The organism is Rickettsia amblyommatis (assembly GCF_002078335.1).
Classification (GTDB): Bacteria; Pseudomonadota; Alphaproteobacteria; order Rickettsiales; family Rickettsiaceae; genus Rickettsia; species Rickettsia rickettsii.
In genome coordinates this window covers 462,213-486,720 of sequence record NZ_CP015012.1, presented here as the reverse complement: position 1 = coordinate 486,720, position 24,508 = coordinate 462,213, and the positions used below count along the sequence as shown (strand labels likewise).

The window sequence follows — 24,508 nt, the reverse complement described above, 5'->3', positions numbered from 1 at the left end:
CCTATATATTTTTAGCTTTTAAGTAAAATATCCGAAATTGTTATATTTGGGAAATGTTTTTTAATTAAACCAAAATCGTTACTTGCTTCAAGCTTAACAATTAACTGATTCTTTAAGGTTTGCTTGTTCTGCTCTTTTATTATTACTATCTCAAACTTTTCATTAGTAAAAGCAGCTAACAAATCTTCTATTTGTTTTTTTATTTTGCTTGTAACTTCAAGACTTACGAACTCTAATCTATTATTACTGAGATTTTTAAGTTCCGTATGATTGAGCAGGAAATAATATATATCTATCTCATTATTTTTATATAAATATTCAAGAAAATCTACAATTTCAAATTTTTTTTTAATTTCCGGATTAATTGATTGATTTAAATTTTGATTATTACCGTCAAAATCTGTAAGCAAGGGTAGCGACGTCGAATATATAGATTTTATAACTAACATTTCCGTTTCTGTTAGTTGGTTATAGGAAATTTTTATTTCCCCTACTCCCTTATTATATATTTGCCATAAGATTGATAAGTGCGGCAAGCTGGTTTTATCTAATATGCTTTTAGTTCTATCATTAAATGATTCATATATAGGCAAACTATAATTAGGTAACATTTTTACTTTATTAAGATAAGCAATAAAATCTGATGCCGATTCTATAAAAATCTCAAGATTAACCGAAGAACCATAAAGTTTATTTATTAAATTTATAGCTTTTTCCGTCTCTCTGTGGATAATACATTCGACAAATTCTATTATAACCGAACTATCGACAAGCCCAAGCATTTGATTAATTACTTGAGGACTAATTATATTGTCAGATTTCGCCGACATACTAGCTGCTTGATCTAAAATAGAGACTGCATCACGTGCCGACCCTTCCGATTTGTAAGCTATAATTCTTAGTGCTTCTATATCGGTTTTTAAATTTTCTTGCTTAGTTATATATTCAAGTAGCTTAAAAATCTCTTCAAAACTCAAGCGCCTTAAATCATAACGTTGACATCTTGAGATAATAGTTGCAGGTATCTTTTGTACTTCCGTCGTTGCAAAGATAAATATTATATGAGGTGGCGGTTCTTCCAGTGTCTTAAGAAGTGCATTAAATGCCCCTTTAGAGAGCATATGCACCTCATCAATAATGAAGATTTTATGCTTACCTTGTAGGGGCTTATACTCGGCGGATTCTATAATTCTACGTATGTCATCTACGCTAGTTTTACTTGCCGCATCAATTTCGATTATATCAGGGTGATTATGATTATTAAAGCTGATGCAATTCGTACATTCCTCGCATGTTTTAATAGTCGTATTTTCGGTAATTAAAGCAGAACAGTTTACGGTTTTAGCAATAATTCGGGCGGAAGTAGTTTTACCGACTCCTCTAATACCTGTTAAAAGATAGCCTCCGGCGAGCCTATCGTTTAAAATAGTATAGCTTAAAACTTTGACTAATACCTCTTGCCCCTGAAGCTCGGCAAAGTTACTAGGACGATATTTCCTTGCAAAAGGAATATATTGATTTGATGAATTTATATCTAGCACGATAGTTATAAGACTTTTTATGTCATTTTAGCAAAAAACTGGCTTTATTGCATGGTTCTCTATGTCATTCCCGCGAAAGCGGGAATGACATAGAACAAGCCGCCTTGCTGTAGAAATGACATCAAAATTAGAATAATGCTAGTAATGACCCATCGAATCCCACTCTGGCTGCTTCCTTTCAGACCTGACCGACTAAACAGGTACAATGCCCACTACTAGCATAATTAACATAACCTGTTTATTTTCAAGAAACAATATATTTTTTTTCTATTTCCGATTTTGTTAATCTTTCAGGAGGACCGAATATTTCAGGGTTTTTTAATTTAAACAAATCATCGGAAAATTTTTGTACTTTAGCTATTTTGTCAAAAGTAATAGTGACTATATTATTATCTTCAAATATTTTTAATGCTTCAATTTGTTGAGTAGCTTTATTAAAAGTAATTTCGCTACGTTTTTCCGTTAGAGTATGATAGATAGTAATTTTAGAAATATTTCTTTCGTTAATTACCGATTCAAAAACAAAATCCTTGTCAAAATGCTCATTATCTTCTAATAAAAAATTAAATGTATTTTCGCTTCTATTAATACGGCTTACTTGCTCCATATCATAATCATACATCGATACGAAATTTTTAGTACCTATTATAACTAAAGGGAAAGGAGGATAATAATTACATCTAAAATTATAAGGTTTATGGATCAGTAATTTTCCTTTAACTATTTTACCGTACGAATCTTCTTGAGTAAAATCTATCGCAACCGATTTTATCGTACGTAGATAAGTTTTTAGCTCCGAGATAGCTGTTTTATCATCTGCTCCAAATGCTAAGCTTGAATTCACAAGAAGATAAATAATGATTAGAAAAAATATTTTTTTCATTTTCGTTGTTTTATGTTTTAAATTATGTTTAAAATACCTTATGTATTCAGTTAATGCAAAATATAATTAGTATTTATGAAAATCGTTGCTTTAAAAGAAAAAGCCAAGCATGAAACACGAGCCGTTATAACGCCTGAAGTAGCAGGATTGCTAGTCAAGAAAGGCTATGCGGTTACGGTAGAAAAAGATATAGGGCTTCATGCCGGTTTCCTTGATGAAGAATATGTTGCTCTAGGTGCTAAAGTATCTTCGGTACCACTCGAAATTATTTCTGATGCTGATATTATACTAAAGGTGCAACCTTCATCCGTTACGGATAAATATAGTGAGCTTGAATTTGCAAAAAAAGGAGCAATTATTGTAGGATTATTATCGCCTTATTTAAATCATGAATATATAAAAGCGGCAGCTAAAAAAAACCTTACGACTTTTGCTATGGAGTTTGTGCCGAGAATTACTAAAGCTCAAAATATGGACGCTTTATCTTCTCAAAGTAACTTAGTAGGCTATAGAGCGGTAATTGAAGCAAGCTATCATTACACAAGGGCTTTTCCTATGATGATGACGGCAGCAGGGACGATTTCACCGTGTAAAACTTTAGTGCTTGGTATCGGTGTTGCCGGTCTTCAAGCTATTGCAACGGCAAAAAGGCTTGGTAGCATTGTTGCAGGATATGATGTAAGAGCTGCTACCAAAGAGCAGGTAGAAAGCTTAGGAGCTAAGTTTGTTTCACCGGAATTACAGGAGGATTTACAAGATAAATCAGGCTATGCTCACGAGAGTTCGGAAGATTATAAAGCTAAACAAGAAGAGTTTTTAGCAAAAATTATTAAAGGATATGATATAGTTATTACTACTGCACAAATTCCGGGAAAAAAAGCACCTCTGCTTGTTACGGAAAAAATGCTAGAATCTATGAAGCGCGGCTCAGTGATTGTTGATATAGCGACTAGTACAGGCGGGAACGTGGAAGGTTCAGAACTGGATAAGATCGTTACTAAGCACGGAGTTACCATAATAGGTTTATCAAACCTTGCTACTAAAATTGCCACCGACAGCTCAAAATTATATGCTAAGAATTTGTATAATTTTCTAACCTATGCATTGCAAGACGGTAAGTTTAATATGGATGATGCGTTAGTACGTGAGATGTTGATTACTAAAGACGGAAAAATTGTGAGTGAGAAATTAAATATATGAATCAATTACCGACGATGGCTAAACAGGCTGCTGAAATTGCCCATAATACCCAAGCATTATCAGATAAATTAAAAGATTTGGTAATAGATACTAGTTGGCAAACAAACACAAGTACTATAGATCCGCTAGTATTTGCTATAACTATTTTTGTATTAGCTTCTTTTGTGGGCTATTATGTTGTGTGGAAAGTAACGCCTGCACTCCATACTCCGCTTATGTCTATTACTAACGCTATTTCAGGTATTATAGTTCTTAGTTCTATGATTGCTGCAAGTAGCTCTGCTTTTGGGTTTCCCGGTCTACTAGGGTATTTTGCAACGCTGCTTGCTTCTATAAATATCTTCGGCGGATTTATAGTAACAAAAAGAATGCTCGAGATGTTTAAGAAGAAGTAATTAATAATGTCATACCTGCGTTGTTGATACCCAAATCGTCATTGTGAGGAGCAGGGGTTGTTGCATGGATCGAAAAACCTACTTGATGTCGTTCCCGCCTACGCGGGAACGACATAACAAGCCGTACGGTTAACGTTTACAGTGACAAAAAAATCAAATTAAAGTTCTAGTTCTTTATATTCAACGGTAACTACTTCGTATGATTTAGATCCTTTCGGTGTTGTAACTTCTACAAAATCACCTACCGATTTTCCAATCAAAGCTTTTGCTATAGGAGAAGCAATTGAAACTCTTTTTCTAGTTATATCGGCTTCATATTCTCCTACAATAATATATGTTACTTCTTCTTCAGTATCGTCGTCGATCAAAGTAACCGTAGCCCCGAATTTTATGTTATCTCCCGATAATTTACCAATATAAATAATTTCCGCTCTTGCCATCATATCTTCAAGCTCTTTAATACGCCCTTCTATAAATGCTTGTTTCTCACGTGCCGCTTCATATTCCGCATTCTCGGATAAATCGCCGTGTTCTCGTGCTTCGGCTATATCTTCACTAATTTTTTTACGTTCTACATGTTTTAAATGTTTAAGCTCGTGTTCTAATTTTTCAAAACCTTTAGCGGTGATAGGAAATTTTGTATTCATAATTATATTGTATAGATTTAGTAATTTTAGTATACTATTTTCGATAATATAGATTTCAGCAAGTAAAGTATATTTGTAATAGTAAAATTTGTCAAATAAGCCTTTTTAATTATTTGGCATTGCCTAAATATCGTCATTGCAAGCGGTCCTTGTCTAAGCGGATTCTGTTATGTCATTCCTGCTTTCGCAGGAATGACATCGAATACTGCTCGCAATGATGTTGGCATTATTTCTCATAATAACAATAGCAACAAATTAGTAATCTTATGGAAATTAAAGATTTTGACTTTGAGAAAAAGCGTAAAATTTTCCACCTATTGGCTATAATATTTCCGCTGCTTTATTTATTTATTCCAAGAACCGCTATTACGTTATTATTATTTATAATAACGGCTGTTACATTATATTTAGATGTATCACGTCGTAATAATGCAAAAATTAGCGGATTTGTAACTAGATTTTTTTCAAAAGTTATAAGGCTTGAAGAAAATAACGGTTCTTTTGCTTTAAGCGGCGTTAGCTTTATGATGCTCGGTTTTTTCTTAACTGCTCTTCTTTTCCCTAAAAATTTAGTGATTTGTTCGTGGTTGATTTTAATTATTTCAGATTGTTTAGCGGCTCTTGTCGGCGTTAAAATAGGAAATAGCTTAGGTAACGGTAAATCTATAGCCGGTTCTATTACCTTTTTAGCTTCTGCAATTTTTATAAGTATATTAGTGTATTTCTATTTAGGATATAATACAAGTTTTATTATTATTATTATAAGCTGCATAGGGGCTACAGTAGCTGAATTTTATTCAAAAGATTTAAGAATTAACGATAATTTGTCTATACCGCTTTCTTATTGTCTTTCTACAGCTATTCTTTCCTACATATTGTAATATAATGAGAGTTGCACCGGAATTTTATGAGTTCTTAAGAAACCGTATTAACATATCGGATGTAGTGCGGCAAAAAGTAGCTTTAACTAGAAAATCTGGTAACTATGTAGGTTTATGTCCTTTCCATCAAGAAAAGACCCCATCTTTTACGGTTAGTGATAGTAAGAGATTTTTCTATTGTTTTGGTTGTAAAGCAGCCGGTGACGTTATAAAATTTACTTCTAATATTAGCGGTTTATCTTATAATGAGTCTGCTATAAAGCTTGCAACCGATTACGGTATAGAGATACCGAAATTAACTGCGAAACAGAAAGAATTTTATGAAGAATCCGATGAAATTCTAAATATTTTAGAACTCGCCAATAAGTTTTTCAGGACACAATTAACACCTGAAATATTATATTATCTACACGAAAGGGGTATTACCGAAGAAACAGTAAAAGAGTTTTCAATAGGCTTTGCCCCGAAGAATAATAAATTTGAAAAATTTTTTCACGATAAAAATATAGATATTATAAAGCTTGGTAAAGCAGGGCTAATCGGCAAGCGAGAAAACGGTGAAATATATAATTTATTTTCTAACCGTATTACTATTCCAATTAGAAATATTTACAATAAAATTGTAGGCTTTGGCGGTAGAGTACTAGGGGAGGGGCTGCCTAAATACTTAAATTCACCTGAAACTAAAGTATTTCAAAAAAGTGAAACTCTATACGGTGAGCATAAAGCGATAAGCAGTAGCTATAAAAAAAATCATTCGATTTTAGTAGAAGGTTATTTTGATGTTATAGCACTACATCAAGCAGGTTTTAGTGAAACGGTTGCGAGTCTCGGTACTAGCGTTACCGAGACTCACTTACATAAATTATGGTGTGCTGGCGATGAAATTATATTATGTCTTGACGGAGATAATGCAGGTATAAAAGCTAGCATAAGAACTATTAACTTAGCATTACCGCTTATTAATAGTGAAAAGAAAATTTCTTTTATTAGGTTACCAAGCGGACTTGATCCCGACGATGCAGTAAATAAAAACGGTGCTGATTTTTTTGCAAAGCTTATAGATAAAAGAATAAGCTTATCAGAAATGATTTGGCATATTGAGTATAGCGGCAAGAGTTTTAAAACTGCGGAAGAAAAAGCTAATTTAGAAAAAAATTTAAAAAATTATTGCAGCAAAATATCGGATAGTGATTTAAAAGCAAGTTATTACAGGTTTTTTAAAGATCAAATATGGCAAAATTTAGTCACAACGCAGAAGAAAGTTACAACTAAAAACTCAAATTTGGCTCCTATAATTTCAAGTCACGGCTATTCGGAGCTTGAAATGCTAGAACACGCTTTTTGTGCTTTGTTGGTTAAATTTCCTATAATACTTGAAGAAAAAGATATTAGAGATTTCATCTTAAATTTAAATTTTAATAATAAATCGCTTGAAGAATTCCGTAATTGGTATTTAAACGAGATTATAGATAATAACGTAGAAGCAAGTGAAATTACTGCAATTGTGGAAAAAACTAGCTTTTTTGATATTTTTTTATTATTATCAAAAACGGATAATTTGTTTTTAGATATCTCATTTAATAAAAATAATATCAGACTGGATTTATTATGGCAGTGGCTACACAAGAAATATTATCTAATAAATTTACAACAAGAATACGCTATTACCATAAACAGTACTGACAATCACGACTTTGAAAAAGTTTTACTATATAAAAAAGAAATTCTGAAGATTGCAAATGAACTTCAAGTTTTAAACGAATCTTTTATTAATCACACGATAACTTAATTATTTCAAACTTCTTTTAAAAGAAAAAAGCATATAGGTATTTAATGAGCAATAGCAATATAGACAATGATCTAGATAAAATAGATAGTTTACTTAAAAAAGCTAAATCTAAAAAGATACCGGTCACTTATGATGATATAAACAACGCTCTTCCTCTGAATAAAAATCCTTCAATAAGACAATTAGAGGAAGCTATATTAAAATTTTCCGATGCGGGAGTAGATATTTTAGAATCTAATGAAGATGATGAAATTAAGCTTGATATTGGAATGGATGAAGAATTTAAGCTATCTACCAATGTTGATAATGAACCTGAGGATGAGGTAGAAGAAGAAAGTATAAGTGCTACCGATGATCCTGTAAGATTATATCTTAAGGATATGGGGGGAGTCGATCTTTTAACTCGTGAAAATGAAGTAGAAATAGCAAAAAGGATTGAGGAAGGACATAAAACAATGACTGCTTCCTTATGCAGAAGCCCTATTGCTATGCGTTGTTTTATAGTATGGTATGAAGATTTAGTTAATGAAAAAATGTTACTACGTGATCTGATAGATTTAGAAGCTAACATGTTACATGACGAAATACCCGAAAATGATGAAGAACATAGTAGTGAGACCGAAGGAGAAGAGCATGAGGATAATCACTTATCTATGTCTAGAATAGAAACGCAGATATTACCTAATATTATAGAGCGTATGAAAAAGATTTCTTTTATCTGTGAAGAGCTACTCATTGAAGCTAAAAAATGTTATGAGAAATCTTTTGAACCGAAGGTTTTACAAAATAGCAAAAAATATAATAATTTAAAATTATTAATAAATGAAGTTTCGGAAATACATTTTAATTCTAAAAGAACGGAAGAAATTTTAGGTAAGATGTATGGAATAAATCGTGATTTAATTAATAAAGAAACAGCTTTTTTAAAGCTTGCTGAAAAATATGGAGTAACTCGCCAAAATTTCCTTGATGAATATATAGGATCGGTTATCAATGCAGCATGGAAAGAAAAAATGCTGAAAAGTAAAAAAGTCGCTTGGAAAGAGTTAATGACTAAAGAATCGGATTATATAGATCAAATGATTGCTGAATTATCGGTTATAGAATCTAAAACCGGTCTTTTAGTTAATGATTTTAAAAAACTAGTGAATACTATACAAAAAAGTGAGAGACAAACGCTACAAGCAAAAAAAGATATGATAGAAGCGAATTTACGTTTAGTTATATCTATCGCTAAAAAATACGCTAATAGAGGATTGCAGTTTTTAGATTTAATTCAAGAAGGTAATATAGGACTTATGAAAGCGGTGGATAAATTTGAATATCGCCGTGGTTATAAATTCTCTACCTATGCTACGTGGTGGATTAGACAAGCTATAACAAGAGCTATTGCTGATCAAGCAAGGACTATACGTATTCCTGTGCATATGATTGAAACAATTAATAAGATACTACGTACTTCAAGACAAATGCTTAATGAACTCGGATACGAACCAACAGCAACGGAAATCGCTAACCGTCTTTCAATGCCACTTGATAAAGTGCGTAAAGTCATGAAAATAGCTAAAGAACCTATAAGTCTTGAGAATCCCATAGGTGATGATAGTGACGGCGGTCAATTAGGCGATTTTATCGAAGATAAGAATGCAGTAGCACCGATTGATGCGGCAATTCAGTCAAATTTACGAGAAGTGACCACTAGAGTACTTGCAACCCTTACGCCTCGTGAAGAAAGAGTGCTTAGAATGCGTTTCGGTATAGGTATGAATACTGACCATACATTAGAAGAAGTAGGGCAGCAATTTAAAGTAACTAGAGAACGTATAAGACAAATCGAGTCAAAAGCTTTAAGAAAGTTACAACATCCTATTAGATCCAAAAAACTTAATAGCTTTAGAAACGGAGGCAAGCGTGGTGACGGTAATCCATCGGATTTACTAGAAGCATGATAATACTTATACTGTCATCGCGTGATTCGGGATTTCAGGACACGGGCTGTGCTGTGATACAAGATCCTGTGGTCAAGCCACAAGCCACGGGATGATAGTGGGCTATTATGTATCGATATAAAATTACCATTGAATATTTAGGCACAGATCTTGCAGGTTGGCAAAGACAAGCAGGAGTAATGTCGGTACAGCAGATATTAGAAGAAGCGATTTATAAATTTTCCGGTGAACAGGTGATATTGTTTGGGTCAGGAAGGACAGATGCCGGTGTTCATGCTATAGGTCAAGTAGCACATTTTGATCTTTCAAAATATTTAGAACCTCACAAAATTATTACGGCTGTCAACTATTTTGCAAGACCGTATGCCGTAGGAGTATGGAATTGTGAATTAGCCCCCAATAATTTTCATGCTAGGTTTTCAGCTACCTCTCGTTATTATATATATAGAATTATTAATAGACCTTATCCATCGGTAATTGATTTAAATAGAGCATGGTGGATTAGTTCACCTTTAGATGTTCCGGCTATGCAACAAGCTGCCGCTTATCTATTAGGCAAACATGATTTTACTTCATTTAGGGCTAGCTCATGTCAATCAAAATCACCGATTAAAACTTTAACTGAACTTAATATTATTAAAGAAGATGAAGAAATAAAATTATATCTTTCAGCCCCGTCATTTTTGCATCATATGGTACGTAATATTGTCGGCAGTTTAGTACTTGTTGGTAAAAATATTTGGCAGGTAGAACAAATTAAAGATGTTCTAGAAGCCAAAGATAGAAAAGCCGCCGGTCCTACTGCTCCCGCCTCCGGTCTTTATTTTGTGAAAGCAGCGTATTAACAACCATAAATTTTGTCATTACAACGCTTCCCTGCATAGGCATTGTTACGTGGATACCACCTTGTCATTGCGAGGAAATTACGAAGTAATTGACGAAGCAATCTCAGGATATTTGACGAGATTGCCACGCAAGTACTGCGGCTGCTCACAATGACAACCGGGTATCCATCTACAAAGCACACTCGTAATGATGTCCTAAATTAGTACACTACGACACTGTCAATAAACTGTATAATTTTTCATGGATGTTAGTTAGCTTACCTATATCATTTCCACTGGCTTGAGCAAGGCTTGCTTGTCCACCTCCGCCGCTGCCACCTAAGAATAAAGAAAGTTTTTTTGCAATTATATCTGCATTGTATTTGTCTGTTATAGCTTTACTCACCGCAACCGTAATAGATAATTTACCAATTCCCTCAGCAATATATACCATTATCAAATCTTCTACTTTTTGTGTTAAATTTTCGGCAGCTTGACGTAATATTTTATTGTCTATATTTCCTACTTTTTTGTATAATAGTTTTATTCCTGTTATTTGTGCAGCTTGCTTTTCAATTTGCTCTATACTTAAATCTAAACTAGCTAAATGAGTTTTTTCTAACTCTTTCTCAACTTCCTTGTTACGCTCTAAGATATTATTAACCTTAGTAATGAGTTCATTTTTATTAGTTTTTAAACTGCTTTCTATCGATTTAAGTAAACTATCCTTTTCTCTCATTAATTTAATTACGAATTCACCGCAAACTGCTTCAATTCTACGAACACCTGCTGCTATAGCACTTTCGCTTGTGATTTTAAAGCAACCGATGTCACCGGTACGTCTGACATGCGTACCGCCGCATAATTCTAAAGAAGTCTCACCCATCTTAACTACTCTTACTTCAGAGTCGTATTTCTCGCCAAACAGTGCCATAGCTCCTTGTTTAACTGCATCTTCAGTTGCCATTAATGTGGTATTTACTTCATGATTATCTCTAATAATCTCATTTACCTTATCTTCGATTAAAGTGATTTCTTCATTAGTCACAGCTTTAGAATGGCTAATATCAAAGCGTAAATAAGTCGGAGCGACTAACGAACCTTTTTGAGTAACATGTTTACCAATTACCTCATGCAGTACTGCATGTAATATATGCGTTGCCGAGTGATGAATTCTTAAATTTTGCCTATATCTTATGTCTATACTAAAATTAGCATTCTCGCCTACGTTAATCTGCCCCTTTTTCAAAATACATTTGTGGACTATAATAGAGCCTAAATATTTTAAAGTATCTATTACTTCTACTTCATAATCTTTTGCAAATATCGTTCCGATGTCACCTATTTGACCGCCTGATTCACCGTAGAAAGGAGTTTGGTTGCTGATTAGCAGGAATTGTGTATCTATCTCTTTTATATCATTAACTAAATTATTATTTTTGATTAATGTAATTATTTTACATTTTGCTTCATTAAGTGTATATCCTAAAAACTCCGTGCTGCCATGTTGCTCTTTGATATCAAACCACAACTGATCGGTTTTTGATTCACCGGAGCCAAGCCAAGATTTTCTAGCACGTTCTTTTTGCATAAGCATTTGCTCTTCAAACCCTTTGTGATCAACGGAAATATCACGGTTTTTTAGAATATCTTCGGTTAAATCAAGCGGAAATCCGTAAGTATCGTATAGTTTAAATGCTACTTCTCCTGATAATTCATTACCTTTTGTTAGCGTTTCTGTTTCTTCGGTAAGAAGTTTGAGACCACGTTCTAATGTGGCTTTAAATCTAATTTCTTCTTGTTCTAAGATACTGCTTATAAAGCTTTCTGCTCTTTTAAGTTCAGGATAAACATTCCCCATTAAATCAACAAGTTTTGGCAGTAATTTATACATTAACGGCTCTTTTGACCCAAGCATGTGAGCATGCCTCATGGATCTTCGCATAATGCGGCGAAGTACGTAACCACGCCCCTCATTTGAAGGAATAATGCCGTCAGCTATTAAAAAGCTACTTGCTCGCAAGTGGTCGGCAATAACTCGGTAAGAAAATTTAGCTTCTCCCTCTACTTTCACTTTTACTATATTTTCGGTAAAATTAATTATTTCCTGAAATAAATCTATATTATAATTATTGTTAACATGCTGTAATACTGCCGTCATACGCTCAAGACCCATGCCGGTATCGATAGATTTTTGCGATAATTCTATGCTAGTATCTTTATCGATTTGTTCATATTGCATAAATACCATATTCCAAATCTCGATAAATCTATCACCGTCTTCATCTTTAGTACCGGGAAGTCCGCCATATATTTGTTCACCGTGGTCGTAAAAAATTTCGGAACAAGGACCGCAAGGGCCAGTATCACCCATTGACCAAAAATTATCGTTTGTTTTGATCTTTATGATGCGATCATCCCCAAAATTTGCTATTTTTTTCCAATAAGAAGCTGCTTCGTCATCGGTATGATAAATTGTTGCATAAAGCTTGTCTTTTGGGAGTTCAAATTCTTTAGTCAATAAATTCCAAGCGTAATATATGGCTTGTTCTTTAAAATAGTCACCGAATGAAAAATTACCTAGCATTTCAAAAAAGGTATGATGTCTTGCCGTATAACCGACATTCTCAAGGTCGTTATGCTTGCCGCCAGCTCTAAGAGACTTTTGACTAGTTACCGCTTTGTTATAAGGTCTTTTTTCTTGTCCGGTAAAAACATTTTTAAATTGTACCATTCCGGAATTAACAAACATTAAGCTAGGGTCATTGTGTGGAATTAACGAGCTGGCCGGTACATGTGTATGATTATTTGCTTTAAAGTAAGTTATAAATTTACTTCTAACTTCTTCGGTGGTAAATTTAGTCATGGTAAGATATATTATTTAATGTTATGTCATTCCGGGGAGGATCATTTTTCGTCATTGCGAGGAAAATTACTTAGTAATTGCAACCTCGTGCTAAAGTCCTGAGATTGCCACGCTCCTTATCAGTCGTTCGCAATGACGGTTCGGATATCCACGCAGAAATGACGTCCAGTATAGTAAAATACACTGAATTATGATTAAAATAAATTTATTTATGAAAAATATTTTTGATTCGATCAAATTACATTTTGTTCAATTTGCTACAAAATTAAAAATATTTTCTTTCAAAAGAAAAAAGATTGTGGTGTTACTAGGTAATAAAGGTGTATTTCTTAGTACTTTTCTCGATAATAAATTATTAGACAAATTATTTATCCCTACTCGGGAACAGATAGACTTAAATCCTTATAAAAACTTTTTTAGTAAATTTCCAAAAAGCGATATTTATTTTTTACTTGACGGCAGCGGATGTAAAACACGGCACGATCAAATACCTATATTACAGTCAATAGTTAAACTTGATCCTATTGAACAATTTATTGAAGGTTATTTTAATAAAGAAGACATTATAGCACATTGTGTTTACGAAATTACTACTACCCCAAGTGAAATTTGGTCGACTTTAATTATGTCGTGTCCATTTGAAACACCTTTAAGTGATATAATTTCATGCATTATAGATAAAAGATCTCTTGATTTAAAAGGAATTTACTTTTTAACGTTAGAGCTAAAAGTTATTATAAATAAAATAGTGCAGAATATAGAAAATGATAAATATAACGATTATTTTCAAATTTGTGTATATGCATCACAAGCTAGCGGTATAAAATTTATTATCAAACATAAAAATAATATAATAACAATTAGAAATCTTGAGTATCCATTTGATAAAACAACCGGCTATGTTCAAGGTATTATAGAACAAGAAATTAATGATTGTTTGATATTATTTAAAAACTATATAAGTAATCTTGACCAAAGAGCCTGTATAATTCTTATAGTAGATGAAGAGTTAAAATCTTTATTAGAATCAACAAATTTTGAAGAACGCCCTGTAATCTTTATACCGGTTGATAATATACTAAATAAGCAAACTCTAGAAAAAGAAAGATTTATAGATACGAATATTAGTAGACTGTTTCTAGAATATAAGAGTTTTCCCGCTTATAATAATAATTTAAAATCAATAAAAAAACTAGTTACTATAAAGGATCTGACATTTAAATTATATAGTGCATTACTTATAATATTAATATTAGTGGTCGGTATTATCAAATATAATACAAAACAAAATTACAAAGACATAAACTCTATTAATGAAAAATATTATGCAACAAATCAAGAATATGATGGTATCAAATATAAATATCCTTATATTAAAAATACTACTAGCTTAGCTGATTTATATGTAATAGAAAAATTACTAGAAGCACCGGTACCACTGCCGTTTGATTTACTTAAAAGGCTAATAATTACTTTAAATCCGGCTTTTAAATTAGAAGAAATTAAATGGGAATTAACAAACATAGATAATATTTTGTTAGTTTCTAAGAGACAATTAATAATCAAATTAATACTTAAATATCATACTAATAATCTATCGGTAGATGAATCTCTAAAGATGCTAGATGATCATATGACAAACGTAAAAAATAAATTATCTAATTTGCAGATAGATTATGTTATATATAAGGATAAAATACTTGATATATTCGGTAAGGTAGTAATTCCTTTATCGGTTAATATAGTTGATAATAAAACGTAATATTCCATGTCATTCCCGCCTACGCGGGAATGACATAAATCATGCAACGGCACTAATAACCCAAGGTAAAAATAATGTTTGAAAAATATATTAAGTATTTAAAGAATCTTATATTTTTTCAATTTATTATATATTTCTTCTTTATTTCCTTAACTATTTGGATAATAAAAAATTGCCAGCAAGAATACAGTAAATCTATTCTTGATAAACAAGTTTTACAAGAAAATCTAACAGAGGAAGTTTTAAAGCTTTATTCTGTCATTAACTCTAAAGAAGAAATATTAGAATCGTACAAAAAATATGTAGATTTAAGCGTGCCAAGTAGTGTGAGTTGCTTAAATTATCAAGAACTAATTCCTAAAATAAAAAGCTTAAGAAATAAATATGATTTAGTAGAACCTATAGATGTATTTATAAATTCAGTATTTTTTAAAAATAATGTTCAGGCGATTGAAGGAGAAGGTGAAGCGATTCATGTAAATAATTATAGCATCAATATAAAATATGCATGCGCAGATTTTTTGACTTTTCTAAAAATATTCTCTGAAATTTATTCTTATATGCCTCCTAATACTCTTATATCTTTTGTACGAGTACGTAATGAAGAAGTGTTAACACCTAAGAATATATATAAACTTTCAGTAAATCATGCTCCTAATCTTATTTATGCTAAATTGATATTATATATTAGAGAATTAGCCTCAAAATAAATTACCAAAATGAATAATGCAATAGTACTTAATAACGTAAATACTAATTTATTTAAAAAATATATTGTTAATAATTTTGTCAATAATCTTATGAAATCTACTTGCTCTACTATTGCAAATATGCTTGCTATAGATTATACGCTAAGGCTTAATTCTAAACCAGAAGCTGAAAAATATATTAATAAATGTATTTCTAGACTCAAAAATTATTTAGGTATGCGGGTTATTAACGATGATAATTTTTCCGTAGCATTAGAGTTATTTGCAATAATGATTACTTCTGAAGACGCAAATGAGCAAAATAAGAATAATATTTTAGAGCAATCACAAGATATAATAGCAGAAAATCTTGTAGAAGTTTATTTTGGAGATGAAATAAATAGTACCGAAAAAGAAAAAATTAAAAATATATTTAAAACTCTTTTAAAAGAAAAGAATTTTGACAAAATAATAAATTATGCGGAGTCTCACAAAAAATTATTTAAGGCTTCTGTAATGTATGCAATGAAGAAATATAATAATATTGATGAAGCAACCATCTATATAAAGAAAGAATTTAATGAAATATTAGAGATGTCTTTAGTATTTACACAAAAAAGTAATATATTTAAACAAGCAACCGGAAAAATCGCCGGTGCTGTTTGTGCTTTATTAGTCGGAGCAATCAGTGTTGCGACTGCGGGAGCGGCTTTTTCTATCATAGTTGTACCGGCATCAATTTTTGCCGTCAGATATGCACCTGAACTTGGTGAAAAAATTGGAGGATTAATTTTGAATAATGATGATGCAATAAAACTAGAACAAAGCAATATAGATAAGTTTATGAAAACATTACAAAATGATAAAGAAAGTCTTCTATCTCAAGAAACAACAAAAAACATCAAACAAAATATTAAAGTTTCTCCTTCTCAAATCAATGCTAAATTAACTAAGAAAGTGGTTAATGAAAAACATAGATAGAGGTTAATTATTTTTCTAGATTGCCACATCGCTACGCTCCTCGCAATGACGACTACGGTATCAATGCAAGCAAAGCTATTCGCATGAAATAAAGCTATTTTTACTTGAGAATATAAAATATTACTCTTATTATCTTTTTTAAAATCAATAAAATAACTTAATGAGAAAAGTAGTAATATCCGGCATGATCGGCAACGCTTTAGAATGGTATGATTATGCATTATATGCGCAATTTGCTTATATTATAGGGCAGCATTTTTTTCCGGATCCAGAAATGCGAGAGACTTTAACTTTTGCGGTATTTGCTGCAGGCTTTGTAGTACGACCGCTCGGCGGTATTATTTTCGGTAATATAGGTGATAGATTCGGTAGACGTACTGCTTTGGTGATGGGTATTATAGCTATGGCAATACCGACTGCCGGGATAGGGCTCTTACCAAGTTATAAAACTATTGGAATTGCCGCTCCTATTATTTTAACTATTATCAGACTCATACAAGGTTTTTCTTTAGGAGGGGAATTTAGCGGTTGTATTTCGTATATTGTAGAACATGCTTCGTTCGAGCAGCGAGGACTTGCGGGGAGTAGCTCATTTGTTAGTATGTGCGGTGGTATGCTGTTTGGACTTGGTACAGCAGCCGGTTTTGCTTATTTTATGCCTGCCGATATGCTATTTGAATGGGGTTGGAGGATACCTTTTATTGCCGGTTTATTTATTAGCTCCGTAGGTTTATATATTAGAAAAAACCTAGCAGAAAGTCCTATTTATAAAAAAGCTAAGGGAACAGGGCGTTTAGCACGTTTTCCTTTACGAGAAACATTAACAAAATACCCAAAAGAACTAATTATCGCACTTGGTCTGTATATTACCGTAACTGCTCCTTTTTATACTTCTACGGTTTTTATTGGTAATTTTATGCAAACACTCGGTTATACTAATCAGCAAAGCACAATTGTTAGTAGTATAATATTAATCGTAATGATGATAGTATTTCCTATATCTGCGTATGTTTCGGATAAGGTGGGGCGACGTCCTGTACTAATATGGGGGATTATCTTGTTAATTTTATCAGTCTATCCTATTTTTGTAGCCTTAGGGTCGATGAATTTTACTTTAGCTATAATATCTCAAGTAATATTTGCTGGAGTTATTAGCATTTATATGGGGCCTATTCCAACGGTTTTAGTAGAGATATTTCCGACTAGCATAAGATTTACCGGTGTTGCACTTTCATACAACCTTGCAGCTGCTATATTTGGCGGTACTGCTCCAATGTTAGCAATGATATTAATGAAAGTTACCGGAGACAATTATGCTATTGCATATTATTTAATTGCACTTGCCTTGTTATCTTCTATAATTCTAAAATTCTATAAAGAAACCTATAAAAAGAATCTAGTAAATTAATATGAGCGAAGTTTTTGAAATACCAAACGGTGAAAGCAAGGTTTTACTCCATTGTTGTTGTGCTCCTTGTGTTGGCCCTTTAATGGAAAAAATGATCGATACCGGCATTAAGTTTATGCTTTTTTTCTATAATCCTAATATTCATCCTAAAAAAGAATATGAGCTTCGTAAAAACGAAAATATTAAATTTGCCGAGAAACATAATATAGAATTTATTGATGCAGATTATGATCCGCAAAATTGGTTTAGGCGTGCTAAAGGGATGGAGTTTGAGCCTGAGAGAGGTATACGCTGTACAATGTGTTTTGATATGCGTTTCGAGCGTACGGCTTTATATGCTTATGAGAACGGCTTTAAAGTTATAACTAGCTCGCTTGGTATTTCTAGATGGAAAGATATGAACCAAATTAATGAATCAGGAACTAGGGCGGCATCTCATTATGAAGGGGTAACCTATTGGACTTATAATTGGCGTAAAGACGGTGGTGCTAGCAGAATGTACGAAATTGCCAAAGAAGAGAACTTTTATAAACAAGAATTTTGCGGCTGTGTTTATTCTTTCCGTGATACTAACGATTGGCGAATAGCAAACAATCGCCCTAAAATCGAGATCGGCAAGGAGTATTATTAAGACCTCAAATTAATAAAAAAATTTTTTTGAATCTTTATATTATAATAATCTAGACAATCTAGCTATATGAGGATTTTATATGAATAAATGGCAGTTACACGAAGCAAAGAATAAGTTAAGTAATATTATTGATATTGCAATGCATGGTACCCCTCAATGTATTACAAAAAGGGGTGAAGAAGCAGTTGTAATTATTAGTATAAAAGACTATAAACAACTTACTAAACAAAAACCTGATTTCAAAGAATATTTATTGAGCATACCTAAGACAGATAATTTGGATATTCGGAGAGCAAAAGGGTATGCTAGAGATTTTGAATTATGAAATATTTATTAGATACTAATGTTGTATCTGAAATTCAAAAGAAAAAATCCACTTCTCAAGTAGCAGCATGGTTTTCAATTGTTCATTCTAGCCAGTTACACTTAAGTTGTATTACTATCGGCGAAATAAGAAAGGGAATATCAAAATTAGCAAAGAAAGATAAAATAGCAAGTTTGAAATTAGAAAAATGGTTAGAAAGAATAATAATAGATTATAATGAAAGAATTCTTAATATTGACAAAGAAATATGTGAGGAGTGGGGTGAATTAATGAATATTGATAGTACGAATACAATCGATGCTTTAATAGCTGCACAGGCAAAACAAAGCAATATGATGCTAGTTACTAGAAATATCAAACATTATAATATGTTTAATATAAAAATATTCGATCCTTTTAACTGATCAAAATTTTCTTTCCCAATAATAATACCCTATGAAAAAACTATCATTTCAGCAAATTATTCTGACATTACAAAATTATTGGCAGGATTATGGCTGTGCAATATTGCAGCCTTACGATGCCCATGTCGGAGCCGGTACGTTTCACCCTGCAACTGTGCTTCGCTGCCTTGGTACTAAACCTTGGTCTGTTGCATATGTTCAGCCATCAAGAAGACCAGGTGATAGCAGGTATGGCATGCATCCTAATAGAATGCAGCATTATTATCAGTTTCAAGTTATCTTAAAGCCGTCGCCGGATAATATTCAAGAGTTATATCTTAAAAGCTTAGAATGTTTAGGCATAGATTTAAAAATTCATGATATTAGATTTGTTGAAGATGATTGGGAGTCGCCAACCTTAGGTGCTGCCGGGCTTGGTTGGGAAGTATGGTGTAACGGTATGGAAGTATCGCAATTTACTTATATGCAGCAAATCGGCGGTATTGAATGCCGTCCCGTTGCCGGTGAAATCACTTATGGACTCGAGAGGCTTGCTTTATATATTCAAGGTGTTGATGAAGTAAGAGAGCTTGATTGGAATGGGCAAGTAGGCGAAAAAGCTTTAAAATACGGTGAAGTGGATTTCGAAGCTGAACGGCAATTTTCAAAATATAATTTAGAACTTGCCGATAGTGAAATGTTACTGCGACATTTCAAGGATAGCGAAGACCAGTGTGAGAGATTAATCAAAGCTAATTTACCTATGCCGGCTTATGATGAATGCCTTAAGGCAAGTCATGCATTTAATCAACTAAATGCACTTGGAGTAATTAGCGTCACTGAGCGTGCTTCTTATGTTTTAAGAGTGCGTCATTTAGCTAGAATTTGTTGTACAAAATGGTTGGAGATGAACAAGTGAGCGAGTTATTATTAGAGCTATTTAGCGAAGAAATTCCGGCTTTTATGCAAAAAAATGCTGAAGAGGGTTATTTAAATATATTCACGAAAATTTTTGAAGAAAACGAAATATTTGCAAAAGTACAAGTATTTGTGGGACCTCGCAGGATAACGCTGCATGCTACCCATTTGCCAAAGATAACTTTGCCAAAAGAGGAAGAAATTAAAGGACCAAGCATAGAAGCTCCGGAAGCCGCTATTAACGGTTTTTGTAAAGCTCATAATGTTAGTAAATTAGAGCTTTCTACTAAATTAATTAGTAATCAGCTATATTATTTCTTTGTCAAAAAAACAGAAGCAAGAGAAATAAAAGAGATTTTGCCGGAGATTATTATAGAGGCTATTAATAAATATAGCTGGGCAAAATCGATGTTTTGGGGTGATTACAAAATAAAATGGATTAGACCTCTGCGAAATATTTTATGCATATTTGACGGCGAAATATTACCGATGCAATTTGGGCATTTAACCGCTAATAATATTACGTATGGACATCGTCTTACTGATAATAAAAAATTAGAAGTAACAGGTTTTGAAGATTATAGAAATAAGCTTTTAGAAAATCATGTTATTTTAGAAAGAGCAAAGAGAGAGGCAATAATTAAAACCGGTTTACTGGAGCTAGCAAATTCTCATGATTTAATTATAAAAGAATATAATCGTTTGGTAGAAGAAGTAGCAGGGCTTAGCGAATTTCCTGTTGTACTGCTTGGAAAAATCCCGCAAAAATTTTTAGAGTTACCTAAAGAAGTACTTATTTCTTCGATGCGTACACATCAGAAATGTTTTTGTTTATTTGATAAAACAGGAAATTTCACACCGTATTTTCTCTTTGTCAGTAATGGCAGATTTACAAATGCTGAACTAGTTATTCAAGGTAACGAGAAAGTTCTATCGGCACGTCTTTCGGATGCTTTATATTTTTGTAAGCAGGATATAGCTAAAACTTTAGAATCAAGATTAGGCCAATTAGAAGCTGTAACATTTCATGCAAAGCTTGGTAATTTAAGAGAAAAAATTGAACGCATAACCGATATTTGTAATTATATAGCTCCAAATAATAAGGATTTGATTACAGCAGCTAGACTTTGCAAAAGTGATCTTGTTTCTGAGATGGTCAGCGAATTTCCTGATTTACAGGGGATTATGGGTTATTATTATGCAAAACATGAAGGGCTAAATGCAGGAATAGCCGCTGCAATTAGAGACCATTATAAACCGCAAGGTTTGAGCGACAATGTACCAAGCGGAAATGTGGCTTTACTTGCTTTAGCCGATAAGCTAGATAGTTTAGTAGGTTTGATGATAGCAGGGGAAGCACCAACAGGCTCAGGTGATCCATATGCCTTAAGACGTCAAGCTCTTGGTATAATAAGAATAATACTTGAAAATAAATTAGAGCTAAATTTTAATGATTTAATTAATTTTTCTATAAACTTATATAAAGATTCATCTGACGAAAATAAGAATTTAATAATATCTTTTTTTGAAGAAAGAGCAAAATTTTACTTTAAAAATGACTATGATATTGCGTTAATTAATGCAGTTCTTGACTTAAATTTAGTAGATACAAACTTTAAGCTTGATGCGTTAAAAGAATTTTTAATAGAAGACGCAGGCAAGCAATTATTAAATGCTTACAAACGAGCTAGCAATATAATTGGTGATCAGAAAATTACCGGTTTAGTTGATGCGAGTCTCTTTAGTACACAACCTGAAAAAGAATTATTTGAAGTAATCCAAAAAATTTCTCCGCAAATTATAGATAGTATAGCCGATAAAGATTATAAGAAAGCCTTAAATTTATTATCGTCTCTATTAACTCCCATTACTAGCTTTTTTGATAATGTACTCGTTAATGACTCTGATCCAAAGATCGCTCAAAATCGTTTGTCGTTATTACAGAATATTTGTGAATTATTTGATAAAGTAGCTAAGTTTAACCGCTTATGATAAACAAAGCAGTTCAATTTATAAAATCAGGTAAAGTGGTTGTTTTTCCGACTGAAACAGTCTATGGGATTGGTGCGGATGCCACAAATAATGAGGCGTGTTTAAAGATTTTTCAGTTCAAAGAGCGCTCTGCTATCAATCCGCTTATCGTGCATGTCTCCTCCATAGAGCAAGCAAAGGAAGTAGGGGAGTTTAACGATTTAGCTACAAAAATAGCAGAAAAATTTTGGTCTGGACCATTATCTATAGTTGTCCCTTTAAAAGAGAATGCAAATATTGCCCCTAGCGTAACAGCAGGACTAAATACCATAGCACTTCGGATACCGTCTTATCCTGTAGCGTTAGAGCTTATCAGACAATCAGGCATACCTATAGCTGCCCCAAGTGCTAACCCTTCAAACTATATTAGTCCGACTAACGCTGAGCATGTCACAAAACATTTTAAGGATAATCAGGAAATTTTTATTTTAGCACCTGAAATCTATCAATCTAAATATGGGCTAGAGTCAACGATAATCGATACAACAACTGTTACTCCTACTATTCTTAGAGAAGGGTTTATAACTGCTGAAATTTTAGGAGAAATACTAGGGATAGAAGTTTTAAAAGCATCAGAGACAAGTACTATAAAAGCTCCGGGAATGCTTGCAAAACACTATTCACCAAAAGTACCGGTTAGGCTAAATGCTATAAATTTAGAGGATAAAGAAATCGGATTAAATTTTGGCAATAGCAATCTTACAGGAAGATTTTCATTAAACTTAAGTGTAAAAGGTGACTTTATAGAAGCCGCTGCAAATCTTTATGCTTATTTAAGAATACTTGATGATTATGCTGTATCTCATGATGTAATAGGTATAGCAGTTAGCCCTATACCTCAAGTGAATATAGGGGCTGCAATTAATGATCGCCTAAAACGTGCCGCAAAATCATAAATTTTGGCGTTCTATTCGCCTTAATAGCTTTTTGATGATATTTGGTAATTACATAGTCATCGTGCGGTTTTAAATAATCATTTTTATTTATAATTTCAAAATTACCGTTCTGCTGTATTAACTCTATTGCTTCATAAAAATAATTTTCGATATTGGAAGCAAATACTAAATTACCATTGTCTTTTAGCTTATCTTGTAAAATCTTAAGTCGTGCTTTATTGAAAATACGTTTCTTTTGTTGCTTATTTTTTATCCATGGATCGGGAAATAAAATATAAATTCCATCAAGGCTATTACTTGGTATCTCATTTAATATTAAATCCAAATTATTAGGGAATAATAGAAAATTCGTGATATTTTGTTCGCCTGCAAGCTTTAAAACATTTGCAACTCCGTTTAAATATACCTCTACCCCAATAAAAAGTGCATTAGGATTCATTTTAGCTTGATTAATGAAATGCTCACCCATACCAAAGCCTATCTCAAGCAATACTTTACGTTTTTCATTTACAAGCTTTTCTTTAGAAAAGAAATATTTTGGTAGTTCGTTATCTAATAAATTCTGTTACACTCCTGATAAGCTTTTACCGATACGTCTTGCATATGACCGATTGAGATTAATAGGAGAAAATAATATTACCCTACTGTGACCTTGTAGATCCTTATAAACGCTTTCAATATTATAACCATGATCTAAGAAAATTTGGGTTACCGCTTCTTCCTGTTTAAACCCTATTTCTAATATAATCTTACCGTTTGGTTTTAAGAATTGTTTGGCATTTTCGGCGATGAGAAAGTAAGCTTGCAGTCCGTCTTTTTCAGCAAATAAAGCAATAGACGGTTCATACTTGATTGTTTCAATTGCCATCTCTGATTTTTCGCTGTGAGCTATATATGGCGGGTTGCTAACGATAAAATCAAATTTCTGAGTTTCAATATTCTCAAACCAATTACTGTGAATAATCTGAATGCGATCCGTTACCTTATATTTTGCCGCATTACTTTTGATAATTTCTATAGCATCAAGACTTATATCGGTCGCAATTACATTAGCATTCGGTAACTCACATAATAGACTGATAGCAATGCAGCCGCTACCTGCGCCAAGTTCTAGGATATTTAAGAATTTGTCATTGCAGTTTTTGCTTATGTCATCCCCGCGAAAGCGGAGATGACATTGAAATACAACATCCACTAAAACTTCAGTATCGCTTCTTGGAATTAATACATGTTTATTAACAATAAATTCACGTGAGTAAAATTCTTTAACACCTGTAATATATACTATCGGTTCATGCTTTAATCTTCTCTCTAACAGTTTTTCAAAAGCTTCTATCTCGGCTTCATTTAACTGCTCATCAAGATTAATAAGTAAATACTCAATAGGTTTATTTATAACATGCTGTAGTAAAATTCGTGCTTCTAATTGCGGCGAACTAATACCTATTTTATTTAATTTATCTGTAGCATCACTAAGAATTTGCTTTATAGAACATTGCATGGAAA

The 24,508-nt window shown here is 32.7% G+C and carries 20 protein-coding genes, 1 other RNA gene and 1 pseudogene; 16 read left to right on the top strand and 6 right to left on the bottom strand.

Annotated elements, in window-relative coordinates; all coding sequences use genetic code 11:
• Positions 1–11: 11 nt before the first annotated feature.
• From dnaX to A3305_RS02665, 3 genes are all read right to left on the bottom strand, one after another.
• Positions 12–1,541: a DNA polymerase III subunit gamma/tau gene (dnaX, locus tag A3305_RS02675; RefSeq protein ID WP_014391652.1), complete on the bottom strand. Its 1,530-nt coding sequence runs from the start codon at positions 1,539–1,541 to the stop codon at positions 12–14.
• Positions 1,542–1,671: 130 nt separating this feature from the next.
• An RNA gene (gene ffs, locus A3305_RS02670) (signal recognition particle sRNA small type) lies at positions 1,672–1,765 on the bottom strand.
• Between the two features lie 20 nt (positions 1,766–1,785).
• Complete coding sequence (locus tag A3305_RS02665; protein ID WP_014391651.1) at positions 1,786–2,424, bottom strand: outer-membrane lipoprotein carrier protein LolA; 639 nt, start codon at positions 2,422–2,424, stop codon at positions 1,786–1,788.
• A gap of 75 nt (positions 2,425–2,499) precedes the next feature.
• Between A3305_RS02665 and A3305_RS02660 the strand changes: the two genes are divergently transcribed.
• Entirely contained in the window at positions 2,500–3,624 is a 1,125-nt protein-coding gene (locus A3305_RS02660) for an NAD(P) transhydrogenase subunit alpha (protein WP_014391650.1), read from the top strand.
• Positions 3,621–4,019 carry an NAD(P) transhydrogenase subunit alpha gene (locus A3305_RS02655; RefSeq protein ID WP_014391649.1) on the top strand — a complete coding sequence of 133 codons (399 nt, stop codon included), beginning with the start codon at positions 3,621–3,623 and terminating at the stop codon, positions 4,017–4,019. Before A3305_RS02660 ends, A3305_RS02655 begins: the two co-directional genes overlap by 4 nt.
• Positions 4,020–4,177: 158 nt before the next feature.
• Here A3305_RS02655 and greA read toward each other — a convergent pair whose 3' ends face one another.
• On the bottom strand, positions 4,178–4,666 hold the full coding sequence (gene greA / locus A3305_RS02650; protein WP_014391648.1) for a transcription elongation factor GreA: 489 nt from the start codon (positions 4,664–4,666) through the stop codon (positions 4,178–4,180).
• Positions 4,667–4,932: 266 nt separating this feature from the next.
• Here greA and A3305_RS02645 point away from each other — a divergent pair, with 266 nt between their 5' ends.
• The 4 genes from A3305_RS02645 to truA all read left to right on the top strand — a co-directional run bounded on the left by A3305_RS02645 (position 4,933) and on the right by truA (position 10,133).
• Entirely contained in the window at positions 4,933–5,547 is a 615-nt protein-coding gene (locus tag A3305_RS02645) for a diacylglycerol/polyprenol kinase family protein (protein WP_014391647.1), read from the top strand.
• 4 nt (positions 5,548–5,551) lie between these two features.
• Positions 5,552–7,339, top strand: coding sequence for a DNA primase (gene dnaG / locus A3305_RS02640; protein ID WP_014391646.1), 1,788 nt, complete (start codon positions 5,552–5,554; stop codon positions 7,337–7,339).
• Positions 7,340–7,383: 44 nt separating this feature from the next.
• Positions 7,384–9,288 carry an RNA polymerase sigma factor RpoD gene (rpoD, locus tag A3305_RS02635; RefSeq protein ID WP_045800110.1) on the top strand — a complete coding sequence of 635 codons (1,905 nt, stop codon included), beginning with the start codon at positions 7,384–7,386 and terminating at the stop codon, positions 9,286–9,288.
• Positions 9,289–9,395: 107 nt separating this feature from the next.
• On the top strand, positions 9,396–10,133 hold the full coding sequence (gene truA / locus A3305_RS02630) for a tRNA pseudouridine(38-40) synthase TruA (RefSeq protein ID WP_014391643.1): 738 nt from the start codon (positions 9,396–9,398) through the stop codon (positions 10,131–10,133).
• 208 nt (positions 10,134–10,341) lie between these two features.
• Here truA and alaS read toward each other — a convergent pair whose 3' ends face one another.
• Positions 10,342–12,978, bottom strand: coding sequence for an alanine--tRNA ligase (gene alaS / locus A3305_RS02625; protein WP_014391642.1), 2,637 nt, complete (start codon positions 12,976–12,978; stop codon positions 10,342–10,344).
• Between the two features lie 190 nt (positions 12,979–13,168).
• Between alaS and A3305_RS02620 the strand changes: the two genes are divergently transcribed.
• The 10 genes from A3305_RS02620 to A3305_RS02575 all read left to right on the top strand — a co-directional run bounded on the left by A3305_RS02620 (position 13,169) and on the right by A3305_RS02575 (position 23,002).
• Positions 13,169–14,740 carry a hypothetical protein gene (locus A3305_RS02620; protein ID WP_014391641.1) on the top strand — a complete coding sequence of 524 codons (1,572 nt, stop codon included), beginning with the start codon at positions 13,169–13,171 and terminating at the stop codon, positions 14,738–14,740.
• A gap of 74 nt (positions 14,741–14,814) precedes the next feature.
• Positions 14,815–15,450, top strand: a complete 636-nt coding sequence (locus A3305_RS02615; protein WP_014391640.1) for a hypothetical protein — start codon at positions 14,815–14,817, stop codon at positions 15,448–15,450.
• A 9-nt stretch (positions 15,451–15,459) separates the two neighbouring features.
• Positions 15,460–16,410, top strand: a complete 951-nt coding sequence (locus A3305_RS02610; protein WP_014391639.1) for an RP853 family protein — start codon at positions 15,460–15,462, stop codon at positions 16,408–16,410.
• A 160-nt stretch (positions 16,411–16,570) separates the two neighbouring features.
• Positions 16,571–17,818 (top strand): metabolite/H+ symporter, encoded by a 1,248-nt coding sequence (locus A3305_RS02605; protein WP_014391638.1) that lies wholly within the window; start codon positions 16,571–16,573, stop codon positions 17,816–17,818.
• A gap of 1 nt (position 17,819) precedes the next feature.
• Entirely contained in the window at positions 17,820–18,449 is a 630-nt protein-coding gene (locus tag A3305_RS02600) for an epoxyqueuosine reductase QueH (protein ID WP_014391637.1), read from the top strand.
• A 79-nt stretch (positions 18,450–18,528) separates the two neighbouring features.
• Positions 18,529–18,774: a type II toxin-antitoxin system Phd/YefM family antitoxin gene (locus A3305_RS02595; RefSeq protein WP_014391636.1), complete on the top strand. Its 246-nt coding sequence runs from the start codon at positions 18,529–18,531 to the stop codon at positions 18,772–18,774.
• Complete coding sequence (locus A3305_RS02590; protein WP_014391635.1) at positions 18,771–19,178, top strand: type II toxin-antitoxin system VapC family toxin; 408 nt, start codon at positions 18,771–18,773, stop codon at positions 19,176–19,178. Before A3305_RS02595 ends, A3305_RS02590 begins: the two co-directional genes overlap by 4 nt.
• 31 nt (positions 19,179–19,209) lie before the next feature.
• The gene (locus A3305_RS02585) at positions 19,210–20,076 is read left to right on the top strand and encodes a glycine--tRNA ligase subunit alpha (RefSeq protein WP_014391634.1); all 867 of its coding nucleotides are present in this window, start codon (positions 19,210–19,212) and stop codon (positions 20,074–20,076) included.
• Positions 20,073–22,067 (top strand): glycine--tRNA ligase subunit beta, encoded by a 1,995-nt coding sequence (gene glyS / locus A3305_RS02580; RefSeq protein ID WP_014391633.1) that lies wholly within the window; start codon positions 20,073–20,075, stop codon positions 22,065–22,067. The genes A3305_RS02585 and glyS overlap by 4 nt, the downstream gene beginning before the upstream one ends.
• Positions 22,064–23,002, top strand: coding sequence for an L-threonylcarbamoyladenylate synthase (locus tag A3305_RS02575; protein ID WP_014391632.1), 939 nt, complete (start codon positions 22,064–22,066; stop codon positions 23,000–23,002). Before glyS ends, A3305_RS02575 begins: the two co-directional genes overlap by 4 nt.
• On the opposite strand, the pseudogene trmB reads toward A3305_RS02575, so the two are convergent.
• Positions 22,968–24,503, bottom strand: a pseudogene (gene trmB, locus A3305_RS10160) (bifunctional peptide chain release factor N(5)-glutamine methyltransferase PrmC/tRNA (guanosine(46)-N7)-methyltransferase TrmB). The gene A3305_RS02575 and the pseudogene trmB overlap by 35 nt on opposite strands.
• Positions 24,504–24,508 lie beyond the last annotated feature (5 nt).

What these genes read in the sequence shown, in the direction of transcription:
- greA (WP_014391648.1), bottom strand. Translation starts at nt 4,666, where the DNA reads ATGAATACAAAATTTCCTATCACCGCTAAAGGTTTTGAAAAATTAGAA.
- A3305_RS02620 (WP_014391641.1), top strand. Translation starts at nt 13,169, where the DNA reads ATGATTAAAATAAATTTATTTATGAAAAATATTTTTGATTCGATCAAA.
- A3305_RS02645 (WP_014391647.1), top strand. Translation starts at nt 4,933, where the DNA reads ATGGAAATTAAAGATTTTGACTTTGAGAAAAAGCGTAAAATTTTCCAC.
- alaS (WP_014391642.1), bottom strand. Translation starts at nt 12,978, where the DNA reads ATGACTAAATTTACCACCGAAGAAGTTAGAAGTAAATTTATAACTTAC.
- A3305_RS02575 (WP_014391632.1), top strand. Translation starts at nt 22,064, where the DNA reads ATGATAAACAAAGCAGTTCAATTTATAAAATCAGGTAAAGTGGTTGTT.
- A3305_RS02665 (WP_014391651.1), bottom strand. Translation starts at nt 2,424, where the DNA reads ATGAAAAAAATATTTTTTCTAATCATTATTTATCTTCTTGTGAATTCA.
- truA (WP_014391643.1), top strand. Translation starts at nt 9,396, where the DNA reads ATGTATCGATATAAAATTACCATTGAATATTTAGGCACAGATCTTGCA.
- A3305_RS02610 (WP_014391639.1), top strand. Translation starts at nt 15,460, where the DNA reads ATGAATAATGCAATAGTACTTAATAACGTAAATACTAATTTATTTAAA.
- A3305_RS02590 (WP_014391635.1), top strand. Translation starts at nt 18,771, where the DNA reads ATGAAATATTTATTAGATACTAATGTTGTATCTGAAATTCAAAAGAAA.
- A3305_RS02655 (WP_014391649.1), top strand. Translation starts at nt 3,621, where the DNA reads ATGAATCAATTACCGACGATGGCTAAACAGGCTGCTGAAATTGCCCAT.
- dnaG (WP_014391646.1), top strand. Translation starts at nt 5,552, where the DNA reads ATGAGAGTTGCACCGGAATTTTATGAGTTCTTAAGAAACCGTATTAAC.
- A3305_RS02585 (WP_014391634.1), top strand. Translation starts at nt 19,210, where the DNA reads ATGAAAAAACTATCATTTCAGCAAATTATTCTGACATTACAAAATTAT.
- A3305_RS02600 (WP_014391637.1), top strand. Translation starts at nt 17,820, where the DNA reads ATGAGCGAAGTTTTTGAAATACCAAACGGTGAAAGCAAGGTTTTACTC.
- rpoD (WP_045800110.1), top strand. Translation starts at nt 7,384, where the DNA reads ATGAGCAATAGCAATATAGACAATGATCTAGATAAAATAGATAGTTTA.
- A3305_RS02595 (WP_014391636.1), top strand. Translation starts at nt 18,529, where the DNA reads ATGAATAAATGGCAGTTACACGAAGCAAAGAATAAGTTAAGTAATATT.
- A3305_RS02615 (WP_014391640.1), top strand. Translation starts at nt 14,815, where the DNA reads ATGTTTGAAAAATATATTAAGTATTTAAAGAATCTTATATTTTTTCAA.
- A3305_RS02605 (WP_014391638.1), top strand. Translation starts at nt 16,571, where the DNA reads ATGAGAAAAGTAGTAATATCCGGCATGATCGGCAACGCTTTAGAATGG.
- A3305_RS02660 (WP_014391650.1), top strand. Translation starts at nt 2,500, where the DNA reads ATGAAAATCGTTGCTTTAAAAGAAAAAGCCAAGCATGAAACACGAGCC.